22 protein-coding genes and 2 tRNA genes are annotated in these 16,886 nt (G+C 35.0%); 6 read left to right on the forward strand and 18 right to left on the reverse strand.

What is annotated here, in order from left to right; all coding sequences use genetic code 11:
• Positions 1-87: 87 nt before the first annotated feature.
• From AC58NB_RS17005 to AC58NB_RS17025, 5 genes are all read right to left on the reverse strand, one after another.
• Positions 88-162: transfer RNA gene (locus AC58NB_RS17005), tRNA-Gly, on the reverse strand.
• A 7-nt stretch (positions 163-169) separates the two neighbouring features.
• A tRNA-Leu gene (locus AC58NB_RS17010) sits at positions 170-251 on the reverse strand.
• A gap of 512 nt (positions 252-763) precedes the next feature.
• A complete protein-coding gene (locus tag AC58NB_RS17015) occupies positions 764-1,252 on the reverse strand; it encodes a hypothetical protein (RefSeq protein WP_497427987.1) in 489 nt (162 codons plus the stop codon).
• Positions 1,253-1,374: 122 nt separating this feature from the next.
• Positions 1,375-1,527 carry a hypothetical protein gene (locus AC58NB_RS17020; RefSeq protein WP_497427988.1) on the reverse strand — a complete coding sequence of 51 codons (153 nt, stop codon included), beginning with the start codon at positions 1,525-1,527 and terminating at the stop codon, positions 1,375-1,377.
• Positions 1,528-1,678: 151 nt separating this feature from the next.
• Positions 1,679-2,551, reverse strand: a complete 873-nt coding sequence (locus AC58NB_RS17025) for a pirin family protein (RefSeq protein ID WP_497427989.1) — start codon at positions 2,549-2,551, stop codon at positions 1,679-1,681.
• A 364-nt stretch (positions 2,552-2,915) separates the two neighbouring features.
• On the opposite strand from AC58NB_RS17025, the gene AC58NB_RS17030 reads away from it, so the two are divergent.
• Complete coding sequence (locus tag AC58NB_RS17030) at positions 2,916-3,152, forward strand: hypothetical protein (protein WP_497427990.1); 237 nt, start codon at positions 2,916-2,918, stop codon at positions 3,150-3,152.
• A 193-nt stretch (positions 3,153-3,345) separates the two neighbouring features.
• Here the strand turns inward: AC58NB_RS17030 and AC58NB_RS17035 are convergent, their stop codons facing one another.
• The 4 genes from AC58NB_RS17035 to AC58NB_RS17050 all read right to left on the reverse strand — a co-directional run bounded on the left by AC58NB_RS17035 (position 3,346) and on the right by AC58NB_RS17050 (position 7,458).
• On the reverse strand, positions 3,346-4,356 hold the full coding sequence (locus tag AC58NB_RS17035; RefSeq protein WP_497427991.1) for an LLM class flavin-dependent oxidoreductase: 1,011 nt from the start codon (positions 4,354-4,356) through the stop codon (positions 3,346-3,348).
• Positions 4,357-4,362: 6 nt separating this feature from the next.
• Positions 4,363-4,647 (reverse strand): DUF3219 family protein, encoded by a 285-nt coding sequence (locus tag AC58NB_RS17040; RefSeq protein WP_497427992.1) that lies wholly within the window; start codon positions 4,645-4,647, stop codon positions 4,363-4,365.
• Between the two features lie 784 nt (positions 4,648-5,431).
• Positions 5,432-5,632: a cold-shock protein gene (locus tag AC58NB_RS17045; RefSeq protein ID WP_050614125.1), complete on the reverse strand. Its 201-nt coding sequence runs from the start codon at positions 5,630-5,632 to the stop codon at positions 5,432-5,434.
• Between the two features lie 689 nt (positions 5,633-6,321).
• Positions 6,322-7,458, reverse strand: a complete 1,137-nt coding sequence (locus tag AC58NB_RS17050) for an acyl-CoA dehydrogenase family protein (RefSeq protein WP_497427993.1) — start codon at positions 7,456-7,458, stop codon at positions 6,322-6,324.
• Between the two features lie 194 nt (positions 7,459-7,652).
• Between AC58NB_RS17050 and AC58NB_RS17055 the strand changes: the two genes are divergently transcribed.
• Positions 7,653-8,015: a hypothetical protein gene (locus AC58NB_RS17055; protein WP_497427994.1), complete on the forward strand. Its 363-nt coding sequence runs from the start codon at positions 7,653-7,655 to the stop codon at positions 8,013-8,015.
• 48 nt (positions 8,016-8,063) lie between these two features.
• On the opposite strand, the gene AC58NB_RS17060 is transcribed toward AC58NB_RS17055, so the two are convergent.
• The 3 genes from AC58NB_RS17060 to AC58NB_RS17070 form a co-directional block, all read right to left on the reverse strand.
• Positions 8,064-8,966, reverse strand: a complete 903-nt coding sequence (locus AC58NB_RS17060) for a TIGR01777 family oxidoreductase (protein ID WP_497427995.1) — start codon at positions 8,964-8,966, stop codon at positions 8,064-8,066.
• 160 nt (positions 8,967-9,126) lie between these two features.
• Complete coding sequence (locus tag AC58NB_RS17065) at positions 9,127-9,822, reverse strand: Type 1 glutamine amidotransferase-like domain-containing protein (protein ID WP_497427996.1); 696 nt, start codon at positions 9,820-9,822, stop codon at positions 9,127-9,129.
• A gap of 139 nt (positions 9,823-9,961) precedes the next feature.
• On the reverse strand, positions 9,962-10,384 hold the full coding sequence (locus AC58NB_RS17070) for a hypothetical protein (protein WP_497427997.1): 423 nt from the start codon (positions 10,382-10,384) through the stop codon (positions 9,962-9,964).
• A gap of 398 nt (positions 10,385-10,782) precedes the next feature.
• Here AC58NB_RS17070 and AC58NB_RS17075 point away from each other — a divergent pair, with 398 nt between their 5' ends.
• Both AC58NB_RS17075 and AC58NB_RS17080 read left to right on the forward strand, forming a co-directional pair.
• Positions 10,783-11,085 (forward strand): hypothetical protein, encoded by a 303-nt coding sequence (locus tag AC58NB_RS17075; protein WP_497427998.1) that lies wholly within the window; start codon positions 10,783-10,785, stop codon positions 11,083-11,085.
• The gene (locus tag AC58NB_RS17080) at positions 11,086-11,289 is read left to right on the forward strand and encodes a helix-turn-helix transcriptional regulator (RefSeq protein ID WP_497427999.1); all 204 of its coding nucleotides are present in this window, start codon (positions 11,086-11,088) and stop codon (positions 11,287-11,289) included. It begins immediately after the preceding gene.
• Positions 11,290-11,476: 187 nt separating this feature from the next.
• On the opposite strand, the gene AC58NB_RS17085 is transcribed toward AC58NB_RS17080, so the two are convergent.
• Both AC58NB_RS17085 and AC58NB_RS17090 read right to left on the reverse strand, forming a co-directional pair.
• Positions 11,477-11,920: a GNAT family N-acetyltransferase gene (locus tag AC58NB_RS17085; RefSeq protein WP_497428000.1), complete on the reverse strand. Its 444-nt coding sequence runs from the start codon at positions 11,918-11,920 to the stop codon at positions 11,477-11,479.
• 235 nt (positions 11,921-12,155) lie between these two features.
• Positions 12,156-12,452 (reverse strand): DNA-binding protein, encoded by a 297-nt coding sequence (locus AC58NB_RS17090; RefSeq protein WP_497428001.1) that lies wholly within the window; start codon positions 12,450-12,452, stop codon positions 12,156-12,158.
• A 397-nt stretch (positions 12,453-12,849) separates the two neighbouring features.
• On the opposite strand from AC58NB_RS17090, the gene AC58NB_RS17095 reads away from it, so the two are divergent.
• A complete protein-coding gene (locus AC58NB_RS17095; RefSeq protein WP_497428002.1) occupies positions 12,850-13,245 on the forward strand; it encodes a hypothetical protein in 396 nt (131 codons plus the stop codon).
• 369 nt (positions 13,246-13,614) lie between these two features.
• Here the strand turns inward: AC58NB_RS17095 and AC58NB_RS17100 are convergent, their stop codons facing one another.
• Both AC58NB_RS17100 and AC58NB_RS17105 read right to left on the reverse strand, forming a co-directional pair.
• On the reverse strand, positions 13,615-13,959 hold the full coding sequence (locus tag AC58NB_RS17100) for a DUF2178 domain-containing protein (protein WP_497428003.1): 345 nt from the start codon (positions 13,957-13,959) through the stop codon (positions 13,615-13,617).
• Positions 13,949-14,188: a helix-turn-helix transcriptional regulator gene (locus AC58NB_RS17105; protein ID WP_497428004.1), complete on the reverse strand. Its 240-nt coding sequence runs from the start codon at positions 14,186-14,188 to the stop codon at positions 13,949-13,951. Before AC58NB_RS17105 ends, AC58NB_RS17100 begins: the two co-directional genes overlap by 11 nt.
• Positions 14,189-15,293: 1,105 nt before the next feature.
• On the opposite strand from AC58NB_RS17105, the gene AC58NB_RS17110 reads away from it, so the two are divergent.
• Positions 15,294-16,070, forward strand: coding sequence for a YqjF family protein (locus tag AC58NB_RS17110; RefSeq protein ID WP_497428005.1), 777 nt, complete (start codon positions 15,294-15,296; stop codon positions 16,068-16,070).
• A 121-nt stretch (positions 16,071-16,191) separates the two neighbouring features.
• Here AC58NB_RS17110 and AC58NB_RS17115 read toward each other — a convergent pair whose 3' ends face one another.
• Together AC58NB_RS17115 and AC58NB_RS17120 are read right to left on the reverse strand one after the other, a co-directional pair.
• Positions 16,192-16,368, reverse strand: a complete 177-nt coding sequence (locus AC58NB_RS17115) for a hypothetical protein (protein ID WP_497428006.1) — start codon at positions 16,366-16,368, stop codon at positions 16,192-16,194.
• A 245-nt stretch (positions 16,369-16,613) separates the two neighbouring features.
• Positions 16,614-16,886 (reverse strand): nitronate monooxygenase (locus AC58NB_RS17120; protein WP_497428007.1); only part of this gene is annotated, 273 nt, incomplete at its 5' end.

Consider the following 16,886-nt stretch of genomic DNA (forward strand, 5'->3'; position numbering starts at 1 on the left):
TCTCGAACCGGCACGGTAGTCACCTACCGCAGGATTTTAAGTCCTGTGCGTCTGCCAATTCCGCCACCCCGGCATATCACTTGGCATTGGAGCGGAAGACGGGATTCGAACCCGCGACCCCCACCTTGGCAAGGTGGTGTTCTACCACTGAACTACTTCCGCATATAAGTGCGGGTGAAGGGAGTCGAACCCCCACGCCGTAAGGCGCCAGATCCTAAGTCTGGTGCGTCTGCCAATTCCGCCACACCCGCATGTTTATAGATGGTAAGCCATGAAGGACTCAAATCTGCGATCCGAGCTCTAATTGATTAATTTCAATCCCTCTCGTTGACCGCTTTATTATCATAATCTGTATTTATCTATATTTCAACAAGTAATATATGGTAACATTAAATTATTTTTCTTCCTATATCAAAAAGATTAAACTCCCATGAATACATCTATCATACACAGGAATACAGGTTCCTCATACGGTATTAGAACCCTTGCTTATATACTATATAAACAACTCAAAATCTTAATATCCCTTTTATTTTTAAATTTTCTTAGAAAAACATAACTATTATTTTACTGTTTGAAACGGAAAGAGTGATCTTCCTAGCACCAATGAGAAATATAGATACCAATTCTACTATCAGGCTGCCGGCCCGTTTCTTCAATAACTCTGACTCTTCGATTTATCTACACCCATCAAGCCATTCATCCCTGATAAACAGCTCTACCATTCGTCTCCCTCTATTTTCTTTAAAATATGTAGGAATACTTAATTCATATGGTCATAAATGATTGCTTTAAATATCTGGTTGAGTTCTTTTGGTTTTTTCCCACGAAGCCATTCGACCTGGTCAATTGGCAGCGTGAGCTTAAGCGTGATTTTTTCATCAGGCATCTCGATTTCCCTGATGTCGGCAAGGGAAATCCCCTTCTCAATATCAGGAAAATCGGTTTCATTCTCATCGATATTTTCAAGACCCTGGTACTCATAAGGACCATCAATCCCGCAATTCAAGTTCAACTGCGGTAGACGGCCAGGAATTGATTTTATGTACATGAATGAGCTGATTACTCGGTTATCGGTCAGTTCAATTTCAGCAATGATGCTCTCCCGGTTGCTATATTTCTTTAGGGCTACCTCGCTCACGATGACGTCGAGCTCTAATGAAAATCCGGATGAAGTTTCCAATATATAAATCGCACTATTGAAAATATGGATTTCCTCGCCGTCAAGATTTACTGTTTTTACGCCAACCATATCATTCCCCTCCAAAAGAGACCTTCGGGATAGGATCCCCGACCAGCTTATTTTCTTTTATTCTACTAAATCAGGGCTATTTCCTCCAAGCGCAGCTTCACCGACTATATTCGGATTCTCCTTTAAAACCGATGCGGGGAAGGCCTCAGGCCCTGCTTTTCATAAATAATTAAAATGGCTGAATCAATATCAAAGATAAGAACCAGGTTTCTTTTGCCCTTTCGGATATAGCTATAGCCCTTCCGTTCGCGGGTGGTCTGCCACTTTTCTTCCATAAGGAATTCAACAGAAAAGGACATAATTCTTCCTGGATCGTTGCTCCGATATACTAATTACATACGTGCACAAACTATACAAACAAACCAGATGTTTATTTTTCATCTAGTGTTTGTTTGTAATATATATATTTTATTTTTCTATTTTGTTTTATTTTTTTACAGCAGGTGGTCCAAATAATCCGCGCTGAAAATCGCGGAACGCCTCCTTGATTTCTTCCTGTGTATTCATCACAAATGGCCCACCAAGAGCTATTTCTTCCCGGATAGGAACGCCTGAATAAATCAATACTTTGGAACGAGATAATGCTTTTATTTTTAATTTACTTGAGTTAGAATCTGAGCCTTCCTCATTAAAGGATAGGGTAGCCGCCCCTGTTTTAGCTATCTTTGTCTCACTTTCTCCGAACTCCATCTCCCCCGCCAACATATACAAGAATGCATTATGATTTTCAGGAAAAACATGTGTGTATTCAGCGCCTTCACGGAGGCTAATTTCTGTCATCGTAATAGGAACCAAACTATTCATAGGTCCTGTTACCCCTGCAATATCGCCTGAGTAAACTCGAATGTAACCCCCTTCAAAGTTCACAACAGGAGCATCCTCTACATAGATGTTTTGATAACTTGTTTCTGTATGCTTCAAACTTTTGGGCAGATTCAGCCACAGCTGTAAGGTATGAATAAGATCATCATCAAAAGCCTCTTCCGCATGTCTAGCTGCCCAACCGGCATTCATGTATTGGGCATCACCAGCATCCAAAATGCTATACCCTCCTGCATTATCTATATGTTCAAGCCTTCCATCAATAACATACGTTATAGTTTGAAAGCCTCTGTGGGGATGGTCGGAGAAGGTGCCACGCTTAAACCAATCTTCAGCCATTAGAATAAACGGAGAAAATTCCTCATTCCTCTCAGGATTTAAAATCATTCCTTGTTGAACATGAGGGTATCCATTTTTGTTGTATTCTGGATACCAAAAATCTTTTACTTCTCTTTGAAATGTTGATTCATTAGACATTTCCATACCTCCTTTTGGTCATAAATTCATTTTCGTGCAGCTTAAACCACTTTACTTAATTTCAATTGGTCTCTTAATCTAATCGTCCGCTTCAAAACCCAACAGAGCAGTATGATCCCCCTATTAATATCTCACTATCTTAAATATATTACCACAATATTCCTGTCCCATCGTTTTTCAACACCTGTTGGTTTATTTGTGACAAACTTTACAAATAGATGGACTATATAAGCTAATAGACAGGTAAATTAAAACTTGTTGTTTAGATAAAAGGTGAATGAAGGAAATGTATGAACTATTCTTGAACTCTAAGTATAAGTTTTTTAATAGCATTGGGATTTACAATCTATAGATATATTTATATATGATTATTTTAAAGGGAAAAGAAAAGGGGGCTTTGAGAGTTTACTATTATGAATGTGAATTTGGAAAAGTTAAAAAAGAAAAAGGAAGCGAAACTTTAGACAATCTATATATACGAATTGGTAAAAAAAATAAAATTAGATTTCACAGGTGCGAAGTAGTAGATATCGTACACTACCCTATAGATTTAGGCGAATATAGTAGTTGTTTTTATGAAAGTAATAGAAAAATTGCCTGATACATTTTGGGAAAAAGATTTATTCGGAGACTTAGTTGGTTTCTTAAAGAAAAATCCTAAGCACAAATAATGCTCTTATACTAACTGGAGCATAAGATGATTGACCAGTAAAGCCACTTCCATTCAGGAAGTGGCTATTCCAACATATTAGATAAAAATAAAGCAATAGATCAATGCCGCTCCTAGCCTTATTTTAAGTAATATCTTCTGCTAATACTTCTTTTGCAATTAGGTCATAGGATCGGATTCGATCTTCTGGAAAGTATGTGATTGTATTAATCATCATTTCATCTGCTCGATATTTTGTTTTTAACTCAAATAATTTCTGTTTCACTTCATGAGGGTTGCCAATAATTATGTTCTGTCTAACCTTTTCCAACGTTTCTATTTCTTTTTCAGTTAGCTTATATTGCTTAGCTTCTTTTATAGAGGGAAAACCTTGATGACCCTCCCCTTTTTCCTTTTGTAAAGACCAGATGAGAAAGCTTGCTGCAACTTCTTCGGCTTTTTCCGTTGTTTCTCCACAAATAACTGAAACAGTTACGATGACTTGTGGCTTTTGCCCTACTTTTCTTGGTTTAAAGGTCTCAATATATTCCCTAATGATAGCAGCTCCATCATTATCGCTCATAAAATGACCGAATGTATACGGTAGACCATTTTCAGCTGCTAGCAAAGCACTTTTTTTACCCGTTCCAAGGAGCCAAGGTACTGGCGGATTTTCAGGTATGGGAGACGCCGAAAACCTTGAATAATCGTTATCTGTTGGAAAATCATCATCTAAAAAATGAAGTAAGTCTTTCACTAAGGCAGGAAAGTTCCCAACATTTTTTAAAAAGTTATCAGACAAAGCATTCATCACTTCTGCGGATCCACCTGGCGCTCGTCCGATCCCTAAATCTATACGATTTGGAAATAATGTTGCTAACATATTAAAGGTCTCAGCAACTTTATATGGTCGATAATGAGGCAATAAAACAGCGCCAGATCCTATACGAATTTGATTTGTGTTTGCTCCAATGTAGCTTAACATTACTTCAGGTGCAGGACATGCCAGTCCAGGTAAATCATGGTGTTCGGCAATCCAGTATCTTGTATATCCCAGCGCCTCCCCAGCCTGCGCCAATTTCATTGACCAATTTAGCGCATCCTTAGGGGTTTGATTTGAAGAGATAGGGGATTGATCCAATATGCCTAATCTCATTAAAATTCAGTCCTTTTCTTCTACTAGAGTCAATTGATACTGACCTATCTGGTCTTTTTCATACAAATTTGTAATAGAAGTAGAGTAGTTATTAATCGTTCCCCTAAACATTAAGTCTTTCTCAGGAATCTTGACGTCAAATGTTCCGTTGTAAAGTAAAGTCGCAATGTCATGATATTCTTCACTTGTCACATTAAAAATGACTAAGACCTTAGAGAGACCATTTACTTTTTCTTCTTTATAGTCCAACAATTGAATTATTCTTTCATTTAAAATTATTTTACTGACCAAAAAATCACTCCTTTATTAAATTACTAAGGATACTTACACGTTAATTGCCGTATCAAAATCTTCTTAATCGATTATCATACTATACCTATGTATCATAATTCTTAAAACCTTTCACTTATCTTAGATGAACGTTTACCAGAAACAAGGAAATACTTTGTTGAAAGTCATTAGTATTCTTTTTATATCAAACCTGATGTTCCTATTTCTTTAAATATATAACCAACATCACAATGACTAAACCTGGGATTATAACCCAATTTTGTAAGAAGACTTTACGTGGCTATAGCATTTTTTGATTTAAATCGTTATACCTCCATTATCCATTTACGCTTATCTCCCTTAAGATAGTCATTCTTAAAGACATCTAATTAACCGTATTTGTTGTCCACACGAATAGTATTTCAATTTAGTAAGTTAAAACGCTAAAAAGCCAATGCCTGATTATCTCAAAGCATTGACTTTTTTGATGATTCGAACGAATTTGATACCGATGGTCTGGGTCAAACCGACACTCCAGATGGAAACCAATTTGTGAAATTAAGGCACATTGCAGAGGCACGATCGTTTACTGACGAATCCCCAAGGAAAGCTACACTATCATTTCTGTTTTAAATTAGGGAATATTCAAGCGCTGTGCTATACTTAGCCTACCATTTGATATTACTAGTTTCATACGTTTGTTGCAGAAGCTCTATTCTTTTCATGAATAGGGCTTATTTTTATTTACCTAATGATTAAATAAAAAATAGACCCTACATAAGTAGGGTCTATCAATTAGCTGTTATTAAGCTTTTTGAACATTTGTAGCTTGTGGGCCACGTTGTCCTTGTTCTACTTCAAACGTTACACTTTGACCTTCGTCTAAAGATTTGAAACCTTCGCTTTGGATTGCTGAGAAATGTACGAATACGTCTTCTCCGCCTTCACGTTCGATAAATCCAAAACCTTTATCTGCATTAAACCATTTCACTTTACCTTGTTCCATAATTGTTGCCTCCTAGTGTGTTTCCACACAATGTATTACTATCCTTGCTCAAAAACCTTAGACGAAAATCAAAATCGCTTCTCAATCTTAAACCGAACAAAAATAATTCTTCTTTAGAATAACAGACAAATCTTATAATAGCAAATTATTAGACTTTTACTCTCTATAAACACACTAAATAATGAGTTAAATTATCGGTTGAAAATTCCAAGATTATCACCCAATTAATCACCTCCATTAGTAAACTGAGATAATAGCAGGCATTATTAATGTAGCTCAATTTGTTGTGAATTTTATTATTACATTACGATTAAATACCTATAATAACGTAAAATAAGGTAAATCATTAGATTTACTTTACTATCTTATTCATTATACTTCCCTTGGCAATTTGATAAATGTCATCAATATAGCCGGAATAATATATCCTAATTTATATGTAGTTAATAGTAGAATAGGAGCTACAAATAAACTTTACCCTATACTTGTTATTTCTTTATGGCTATCCCCCTTAAAAACTAAAAAGGAATCCGAAAATCGGTCTCTAATAGACTCATTTTGAATTCCTTTTATTTGTAATCTGCCTCATTCTCTTAAGTGATATTCTATATTAATATAGGTATCTATGAGAACTTTTATGAATACTTTCTATACCTATATATCATACCGACTGTTTCCTTCTTTTACTTCTATTCCTCCAATGCACTCTTAGCAAGTAAGCCCAACACAGAATCATCCATTGGGGGATTATGCAGCCCCGCTCTAACATCACGATAAAATCTTTGCATTGGATTTTTACGCTGCAGGCTTTGTGCTCCGACGATTCGCATCGCCATATCAACGATGGAGATTGCTTGATTCGTTATCGCTGTTTTAACAGCTGCCAATTCAGCTCCCATCCGTTCACGTTGATCCGGAAATTGATCCCAGCGATAGGCAACTGAATAAAGAAAACTCCGCGCTTGCATTAATTCAAGCTCCATCTGTCCAATTTTAGTCTGTATATGGGGCAAATCAGAGATTGGTCCCTTTAAGCTGTTTGGAGAATACGTTTTTGCAAATTGGATGGCATAATTACGTGCGCCAGTGGCAATGCCTAAATAACAAGCAGGTATATGTAAAAGCCAGCCAGCCGCCTTTTTAGGAGTTGTTTTTTCCACAAAATCTTCATTTGCTACAACTACATCTTTCAGGATTAAATCATGACTTCCCGTACCCTGCATGGAAATCATATCCCAAGTTTCTTCAATACTCACACCGGTCTCCTTTTTATACACTTTAAACCAACCGATAGTTTCCTCTTCAGGAACCCAGGCGCTCACTAAGATTATATCAAGCGCAGGAGCCAGAGATGTATAAGTCTTCTTACCGTTGAGTACCCATTTATCACCATCTCGGTGAGCTGTAGTTTGGGGCCTACCTCCTCTAGTTGGACTACCCGTGGCCGGTTCTGATGCAGCACGGTTTACCAATGCTCCATTCGCTATTTCCTTAAATAATCTCTGTTTATTTCCCTCGCTCCAAGCTATATTTTCTCTAACTTCTAGCACCGTCATATTATGCCAGCCAATGGCTAAAGCCGTTGAACCGCAATGTTGGGCAATCAGCTCCTGTCCCAACAAAAAGGGCAATAACCCTTCCCCGTCTCCACCATATTCTATAGGTAAAGTTAGCTTTGTATAGTTCTTTTTTTTTAAATCAGCAATATTTTCTGCAGGAAATGAACGATCCTCATCATATTTTTGAGCTCTTACCGAAAATTCTTTTACAACATCCTTTAATCGCTGCAAAATATTGACTTGTTGCTTTGTTAAATAGTCCTCCATGTTGTCAGCTCCCTAATTGTTAAACTATTCAGGGTTGAATAGTGAGGTTTGTTTATTTATTTCTATCATATCACTTTGCTTCTCCTACACCCATTGCTAAGCTATAAAACTTTTCTTACAATTCCTGAATAAATCGCCCATGCATTTTCGCATAGCTGTGCATTAACTAATTATAAAGAGAGGAGAGGAAATACTTGAGCAAAGATCGTGAGAATGACTTTTTTGACTATGCATCTAAACTGCTTGGTGAACAAGTTCAGGTTATTACAGTAGAAGGCTCTTATTATGGCGAACTTAAAGAATTAGAAAATGACTTTTTGCTGCTTCTTACTAACAATCGGGGGCAAAGCAGCATTATAGCTATACGCTTCAAAAAAATTATCGGAATATCAAGAATCCTATACCAGGAAAGAAGAAGGCCATTGTTTTTTGGACAACAACGGGGCTATGAACAAGAGTATCATGAACATGAACAGCATGAAGAACATCATGAAAAACAGCATGATTCTTCTGATCACTCATCGTTTGATAACCATGACTTTCATGATAAGGACTAAATGTAAACAAATAGCGGACTCTGCTTCTAAACAAGAGTCCGCTTTTATTTACTTCAGTAACTGGTCTAATGCAGACTTCAAATCCGGATAAATGAATAAGTATCCTGCTTCTATTAATTTTTCGGGTACGACCTTCTGTCCATCCACAATTAACGTACTCATTTCGCCCAATGCGGTTTTAATCAATATAGATGGAATAACTGTCCAATGCGGTCTATGCAAAGCATGGCCAATAGTTTTACCGAAGTCCTCCATTCTCATTGGATGAGGCGCAGTAAAATTAACAGGACCTTTTACCTGGTTATTTCGGATGCAAAATAAAATAGCGTTCGTTACATCTTCAATATGAATCCATGAATACCATTGCCGGCCGGAGCCTAAATTCCCACCCATTAACAGCTTATAGGGGAGCACTAATTTAGGAAAGGCTCCCTCTTTGTCACCAAGAATTAAACCAAAACGAGCGAAAACTACTCGCACTCCAAAATCCATTATTTTTTGGGCCCTCTGTTCCCATTGAACAACGGTTTCTGCCAAAAAACCATCCCCTGCTTGATCCCAATCCTCCGTATACGTTTGCTCTTCTGAAGGCTCATAGTATCCGATTGCACTCGCATTAATTAAAACTGAAGGTCTTTGGTCAAGCTTTTCTATGATCCTATATATCTCATTGGTAGCTTGGATACGGCTCGATAAAATTTCTTGTTTTCTTTTCTTGGTCCAACGTCCTGAATTGAGGGATGTCCCAGCCAAATTAATAATAGCTTCAACTCCCTGCAGCTCCTCTTCAGGCTTGCTGTGTTCACTCAGCCATTCTATCGGGATCACATTATCCATTGCGAGCTTATCTTTATTTCGTGTCAGAATATAAACTTCGTGGCCTTCCCTGACTAATAACGTTGTCAATTCTTTGCCGACAAATCCACTGCCTCCTGCAATCGCAATCTTCATTATTTACACCCCGTTTATCTGCCCACTTTCTAATCAAGTAGAATTTTATTACTCAGTCTTACAAACTATTTAACTCTTCCCAGAGTATAGAGATGTAAACATTCATCTGAACTTAAGGTATGTATACTCAGTAAAAGATTTGTTGATTTAAAAAGACATTCTATCCTAAAAAAACAGGTTTCAGCATCCTTTCCTCAACGCCTTTATCTGATAGATCAACTTTATAAGCTGCTGCCTTTGGCCTTGAGCTAACTACTTTTATTAGATGGCCATTCTTATAATGGAGCCCTACTCCGTCATCAGCTGCAATCCCTGGCTTTAAGAGCTTGTCCTTGATCAACTGCTGATAAGCCGGTCTTCTCTTCGTATCACCATCGTAATGTGGTGAATGACTTCCCTTTAAGATCCCTAAAGCCTTTATTGGCTCTAATTCTTCCCCATAGGAGTCCGTTACTCCTTCCTCAAACCAGCAAATCGCACCCGCACTGATTCCGCAGAGTAAAATTTCTTGTTGATAGGCGGTTTTTAGAATATCATCCAATCCCCATTCTTTCCACAGAATCAATAAGTTTTTCGTATTACCACCCCCGACATATATAATATCCTGCTCGAGTATGTACTCAAGTAAATTTTTGGTTGGTGGCTTAAATAGCGATAAATGATTTGGTTGACACTCCTGCCTATTAAAAAATTCATAAAAACGCTGAATATATCCATCTGCATCCCCGCTGGCTGTCCCAAGAAAGCATATTTTCGGCCTTTTAGCAGCAACCTGCTTCAGGATATATTGGTCCAATAAAGGATTATCCGGTTCCATCGAGAAGCCGCCTCCCCCTAAAGCAATCACCTGTTGCATACCTATTCCTCCCTTTAAATACTTATTTATCATTTATACACCACATCGATAAAACCTTTCTGGCTGAGTTTATATCTCGATGTTGATCATAAGACTAAACAAAAAGAAGCCTTGCTTAGTAATAGCGCAGCAAGGTTCGTTAAAAGGTCAGTGTCATAGATTTACCATCATCACTTAAGCTAATGCTTATTTGTTTTTGACGAGAATGGTTTTCTTCTAAATAGATAAGATAAGAACCCGGTTCAATATTTAACAACTCAACTTCCCCTTTAAGACTAGTTTTGATCTTTAGGAGATCGCCCTTCTCTTCCCCTTTCGTTTGGTTATTCTTGAAAAATACGTCAGCTTCACGAAGGGGTTTTCCAGTTGAATCCAAAAGGACAAATTTTATATTTACGCTTTTCCTGTTGAAATTGCCACCTGAAGAGTCAGCGGTTTGTTTTGTAGTCTTGTTACTCAAAATAGGTTCATGATCTCCAAAAGAATAAAAAATGGCATACAGATAGATTGAAAAGACTACTATTGCATAAAATATGAGCTTGACCTTCGCTATCATATTCACATCTTATCGCCCCTTCAATCATTTAAAAAGTAATCACGAACCTGTCCACTACCATTATATTTCCATTCTTAAGGTATCATTCCCTTCCATAATGATAAATTTCTTACGAAAAATGAATAATATGCTCGTTCTTATTTAATTACCCATTAGTTTAAGTATGTTTATTTACAAACTTACTCATCCATTACAGGACTCTGCCCTTTTGTTTATTATGTTTTACAAATACAGATAGATAATAATCCCTTTTTATTTAAAGGCAATAATCTATACGAAAAAAGCCTTCCTAATTCATACTTAATAAATAACAAAATGTAAAAATATTTTGACATTTTACAGACTAAACAATACAATAGTAAATGTAAAATAGTATTTACATTTTGTGAGGAGGGATTTGCATTATGGATTGGATGCTTGGTTTAGTTTTAATTATATTAGCAATATGTATTATATTGATTGTGACGACTCTTGTTTCATTGCCTAAATTAGGTGATGAAAGGACGAATTACATTAAAATGAAAGCACAATCATACACATTTACAGTTATAATAGGTGTATTAATATTAGATATTATTGAATCTATTTATTTAACAATTTGGACAGACAGTTCCTATGAAGGTATTAACCCAGTTATTTTTCTTGTGGTGATTTCGGTTATATATCTAATCTCATTACTATTCTCTAAGAAGAAATATGGTGGTTAAATGAAAAATCGTATTAGGGAACTAAGAAAATCAGTAAAGCTTTCTCAGGAAGAACTGGCTAAACTTTGTCATGTAACAAGACAAACCATAAATGCGATTGAAAACGATAAATATGACCCCACTTTACAATTAGCTTTTAACATAGCCTCCGTACTGAATACCACAGTAGACGAGCTTTTCATAAATGATTCTGTTAAAAAGTGATATAAAAGACCTTATATCAAGGTCTTTTTTTATGCACTATTCTTACTGAGCTAAACTGCCCCGTTTCTACATAAGAAATTCACTACAAAAAAAGCATTAATCCTTCTTGGATCAATGCCTGAAGTATATTCTTTTTTAATCTCTTCTATAACCCTTAATATAATTCTAACCGATAATGACGAGTATGTTATCTTTGTAGTATCATATCGACATGAGGGATATTATCTTCTAAATATGTTTCAGATATAGGTTGAAAACCAAAGGAAGAATAGAATTTCCTTAAATAATCTTGGGCTTGAATTTTAACCTTTGTTTCTTTTAATTCGTTTTGGATAAAATCTAGTCCTTTCTCTAAAAGTTCCCCTGCAATTCCTTGTCCTCTGTATTCTTTCTTTATAAAGACTCTTCCTAGAGAAGCTTCTTGATAAGAAATACCTGCGGGTACAATTCTTAAATAAGCAACGATTTCTCCATTATCTTCTTTAAAAAGATGATATGAAAATGGATCTTTGCCATCAACTTCAAGATACGGACAATTTTGCTCCACGACAAAAACTAAAGTTCTTTCTTTTAGAAGATTATATAATTCAATATTTGTTAACTCCTCAAATTTTTTAAGTTTCCAACTCATAATTTTCACCTCTTATTTTTTGTATCATATGTATTTCATTACATCTATTAAACTTCATGAAACTTTGCCGTAGTTTCAACAAAATACCTATTTCTCTATAAAACTATCTCAAGTCATTTTAGATCCTTACTCCATTAAATAGCCCGATTATTGAACAAAATACCACTCTTACGGCAACCTATCACTTTACTTCAATAACGAAGTTCAAAATAAAAAGACCTTAATCTTTCTTAGATCAACTACCTAAATTCAATAACCATTTACGCAATTTTGCCTTCGGGTAATACACTTTACCGTTTATCGTAATGTGTGGAATATCTGAATGCTCTTGGATTAAAGACTTTGCATCTTCTTTCGATATACCCATAAAATAATGCACATCATTTTCTTTAATCAGTTCGTGTTCATCATCTTCAGCTAAAGAATCAATAAGACCTTTTGCATTTGGATTTTTAAAATTTTTTAGTCCATCTCCAATAAAATATCCTGCGACTGCAATTCCTATGGCTATCGAAATAGTATACCATTCCATTATTTCTCCTCCTAAAAATAAATGTTCATAAATTCTACGATTAAAATTCCGTGTTCCACCCACAGTATGGGTCGATTGTTGAGAATGAACTAAATGTGAAGCGAGAGGGATAGACTCCTTTCTCCTAAAACTTCAGTATGTAAAATCATATTTGATTCCTTAAAAATATCAAATAATATATATATTCGATATCTCCTATTAAAAACCTCTTCTACCGCTAACCTGCTGCCCCTTTAGAAAAAAGTGACTGTTCTAATTCCGCAATCGCCTCGTTATATAAAACTATTTACATCAAATCAGTTTATTTTTTGGCTATAAAAATCATAAATATTTTACATAAATGTTATTATATACTTAATTATTAAATGGCGATATTTGGTATAAAGGAGGGAAATACGTGAAAAAGATCTTAAGTATAATTCTATTACTCGTGTTAAGTGTTTTCATATATTTTATGTTCATCAGACAAAATGAGCTAGTAGTAAACATTAATAATGATTCTGACAAAGATATATCCGGATTGCAATTAGTTACTAATAAATCTATTTTACTAATAGATGTTAATACAATAAAAGCCGGTGAAGAAAAAGATTTTGTTATAGAATCACCAGAGAACTTTGATGAAGGCTCTGTAGACCTGGCTTATACAGATAAAAAGGACAATCAACATAGAGAGGTAATTCTTGGTTATATTGAAAAAGGCTATGTGGGTAATGGTGAGGTTGACATACAATCGATTAATGAGGAAGGAATTATAAAAATGAGTATAGAGGAAGAAACTAATATATTCTAAGGATTAAAGATCTAGACCCTTTTCAAGAATTGAATTGTTCAAAAGGGTTTGTCTTCACTATTAGTGATTAAATGACATATTGTTGTTTTCGTTATAGGACAATAGAACTATACGTTTGTAATGCTGCTATTTATTGTGCTTTAAATAAACATTCTTCTGCAATCTGCCCCTTTAGCTATATACAAAAAGAGCTGATCACAGCTCTGGATACATTTTTAAATAAGTATTTTATGAACAGTAGTTATTGATCACAATAATTGAACTATAGAGGTGATACATTCCCTTTATTAATGAACTATCTCTGCAAGCACAATATTCTTTTTGCGTTTAGATGATTGTGCCTTAAACATCTAAGCCTCTTTTTAGTCTTTAGTTTATAAAATCTTTTTTATATCGAAAAGCAAGATATATACCTGAAGCGATGAATGCAAGAGAATATTTAAATAAGAAGAAAATTTGCCACATATAATCTTTCGGGAAAATTACGTCGCACAAAATTATTCCAATTAACATAACGAATGTACTTTTGAAAGCTATTTGATTTGTTCTTTCGTCAGCCTTACCCATTTTCTTATGATATACATATGTCAGAATCACTCCGACTATAAGCAATACAATACCGATTCCAATAAGCGTATTCCAATTAACAGATGATGCTTCCGCCCAATTTTTTAATGGGTAAAAAATTGTATTTAATATTTCCTCACTTTTCATATTGATCCCTTCCTTTCACATAAGTAAAAATATCGTTAACATCTACGTTAAAGAAATCAGCAATTCGAAAAGCTAAAACAAGGGAAGGAGAGTAATTATTCTTCTCCATAACATATATGGTTTGTTTAGATACTCCCACAGCATCAGCCAGCTCTTTTTGAGACAATCTTTTTAAAACACGGTGCTCATACACTTTATTTTCAACGTAGTCCTCCATCTTTTCTTTCAAGGAAACCACCTTCCTTTTTTTACCTCAATTATATTGTAAAATATACTTTAATAAAAGTAAAGTAAACTTATATAAAGAATAAATATTGTTATACAATTAGCTATCCTAATCGTTGAACATTAATTAAATATCACTCATTATCACTCTTCAACTAACCTGCTTTACCCCCATAAGAACTTCAACACAAAAAGACATTAACCCACTTTGGATCAACGTCCTTTATTTGGAACTTAAATCGTTTTTTAATATATTTAGAGAATTAGAAAAGCTGTTTACCTAACATATTCCATTCCTCTTTACGTATTTCTATTGATGATTTCTGTTCTCCATTTCTTCAATTTTTTCCTCTAACTTTTTCACTTTATCCATTTGTTGAGAAGCTAGCGTAAGGGCTATACCAGCTAACGTAAGGGCAATCCACTCCATCGTATCACTCCCATTAAAATTTTGTTTAACTTGTGTTTTTCTATTCCTTTAAAGTATTATCGGCCCATTTATTAATTTTGGAATACTATTAGTAAAAACAGATGTTAAATTCTTTTTCACCATGACTAAAGTTTTCAAAACCATAACTGAAGAAGAAGCGTTTCACATATTTTCCACAAACCTAATCAGCCACTATAAAGTATACCTAGGCTCCATCTTATTGTCCCGTTAATATCATAACAAACACATTAGCCCTTGATATTATAGTAATGTCTTCATTTGTTTAAGCACTTAACATACAACTTCTATGTACTATTTTCAGCATAGGTGAAAATTTAAATAAAGTTCATTTTCAGTTACACATGCTCCTTCAAATAGATTTATATGATCTAATCATTTATGCCGATTTAAAGATATAATATATATCAACTAGGGAGGATTCTTTTCGCATGTAAGATAGCGACATTAATGTTATGTACTAACTAATGGTATTGACTAAAGATATCTAATTTGAAATTTCCATTTTCTACTCAACAATTGGCATTTACTTTATTACTATTTAATTTCCATGAAGATATTTATTTCAACTTTGGGTGAATTTTATTTACTTTAGCATAGTAATATGGAGTTTTTAAAAGATTTCATTTTCTAAAATAACTCGTTAAGGAAGTGACTTGCTATGGATAAACCCCTGAACACTCAAACAAATCAATGGGATGACAGTCATCGTCCTTGGGCTCTCCCTAATTTACCTTGGACAATGAAGCAGACTTGGAGCGACCTGTTATTTGCCCATTATCCAATTAAATTTGAGTTGTTACGAAAGTTAGTACCTGAAGTACTGCATTTGGATACATATAATGGCATGTGCTGGGTTGGAGTTGTGCCGTTTCGCATGTCGGGGATTAGACTACGGGGATTGCCACCCATTCCGGGAACAGATCAATTTCCTGAGCTCAATGTTCGGACATATATAACGTTAGATGGAAAGCCAGGTGTGTACTTTTTTAGTTTGGATGCTGCCAATTGGTTTGCTGTAAGAGGAGCTAAATCACTATATCACTTACCGTATTGGTACGCTGACATGGAGATCAAGAATAACGGATCACACGTTCAATTTAAAAGTAAGAGACTATATGACACTGAAATCGAATTAGCGTGTAGCTATAGACCAATTTCAGAACCATTTCAAGTAACTAAGGGGTCTTTCGAAGAATGGATGGTCGAGCGTTACTGCTTCTATACGTTAAATTTAACGGGAGTACCACTTCGCTGTGATATTCTACATAATCCTTGGATATTACAAAAGGCAGAGGCAGAATTTAGTACTAATTCAATACTATCCAAACAAGGAATTGATGTTGATAGTAATTTGCCTGTACTTCATTTTGCTAAAAAGGTAGAGGTACGTGCTTGGCCTTTAGTCCACCATTTCACTAATCGTTTTAGTACTTGATGACAGATTAAGACCTTTAAGATAGGAACTAAATTTTATAAACATTTTCTTAGATTAAAATATTTTACCTTTTAAAATAGAAATTTTTCATGAAACTAAACTGCCCTTTATTACGACATCATTATTTATTTTCAAAACTTTTAACCAATCTAATGAACCAAAATAAGATTATCCAAGGCAGAATGAATTTTGTTGCCCATTCTATATTAGGGCTAAAAGACGATAGATCAATATCAAAAAATGAGAGTAATGCTATAAGTGCAATTAAAACTACACTACCCATAATCAAATTTTTCATTTTAACTTCCCCTCCTTTTTAAGGCTAAAGGAATATATTCGGGAGATTAATACAAATACCTTCTTTAACTAACCTCCCCTTTCGTTCAATAAGAAAAACAACGATCATCTTAATTGAATACTGCTATCCGAATTTTCTTGCTTTACGACTGGGGATGGGTACCATAGGTGCAAAATGGATACTGATCACTTACTCTTCCTCTTTAGGGTAGTCCAAGCTGGGGTTAATATAATAGAATTTTTATTTTATATATTTACAAACTGCTTGAGAATCCCATGTGATTCTTCTTGAAGGGATTGAATTAATTCTTTAACCGATATTTCTCTGCTTAATCTTGGACTTTGTCCTGACCATAGTGATATATATTCTTTGTTATTTTGTTCACTGGCTACTCTTCTTATTTCTTTTGTTAATGTATTTTGAAAGGGATAAGCGGGGAAATCCTTCTCATACTGTTGCATATCTTCTATAAATTTATTTTTCACTCCACGAGCTTGTTTACCTGAAAAGGCCTTGGT

This window comes from Pradoshia sp. TA40_28 (genome assembly GCF_059694525.1).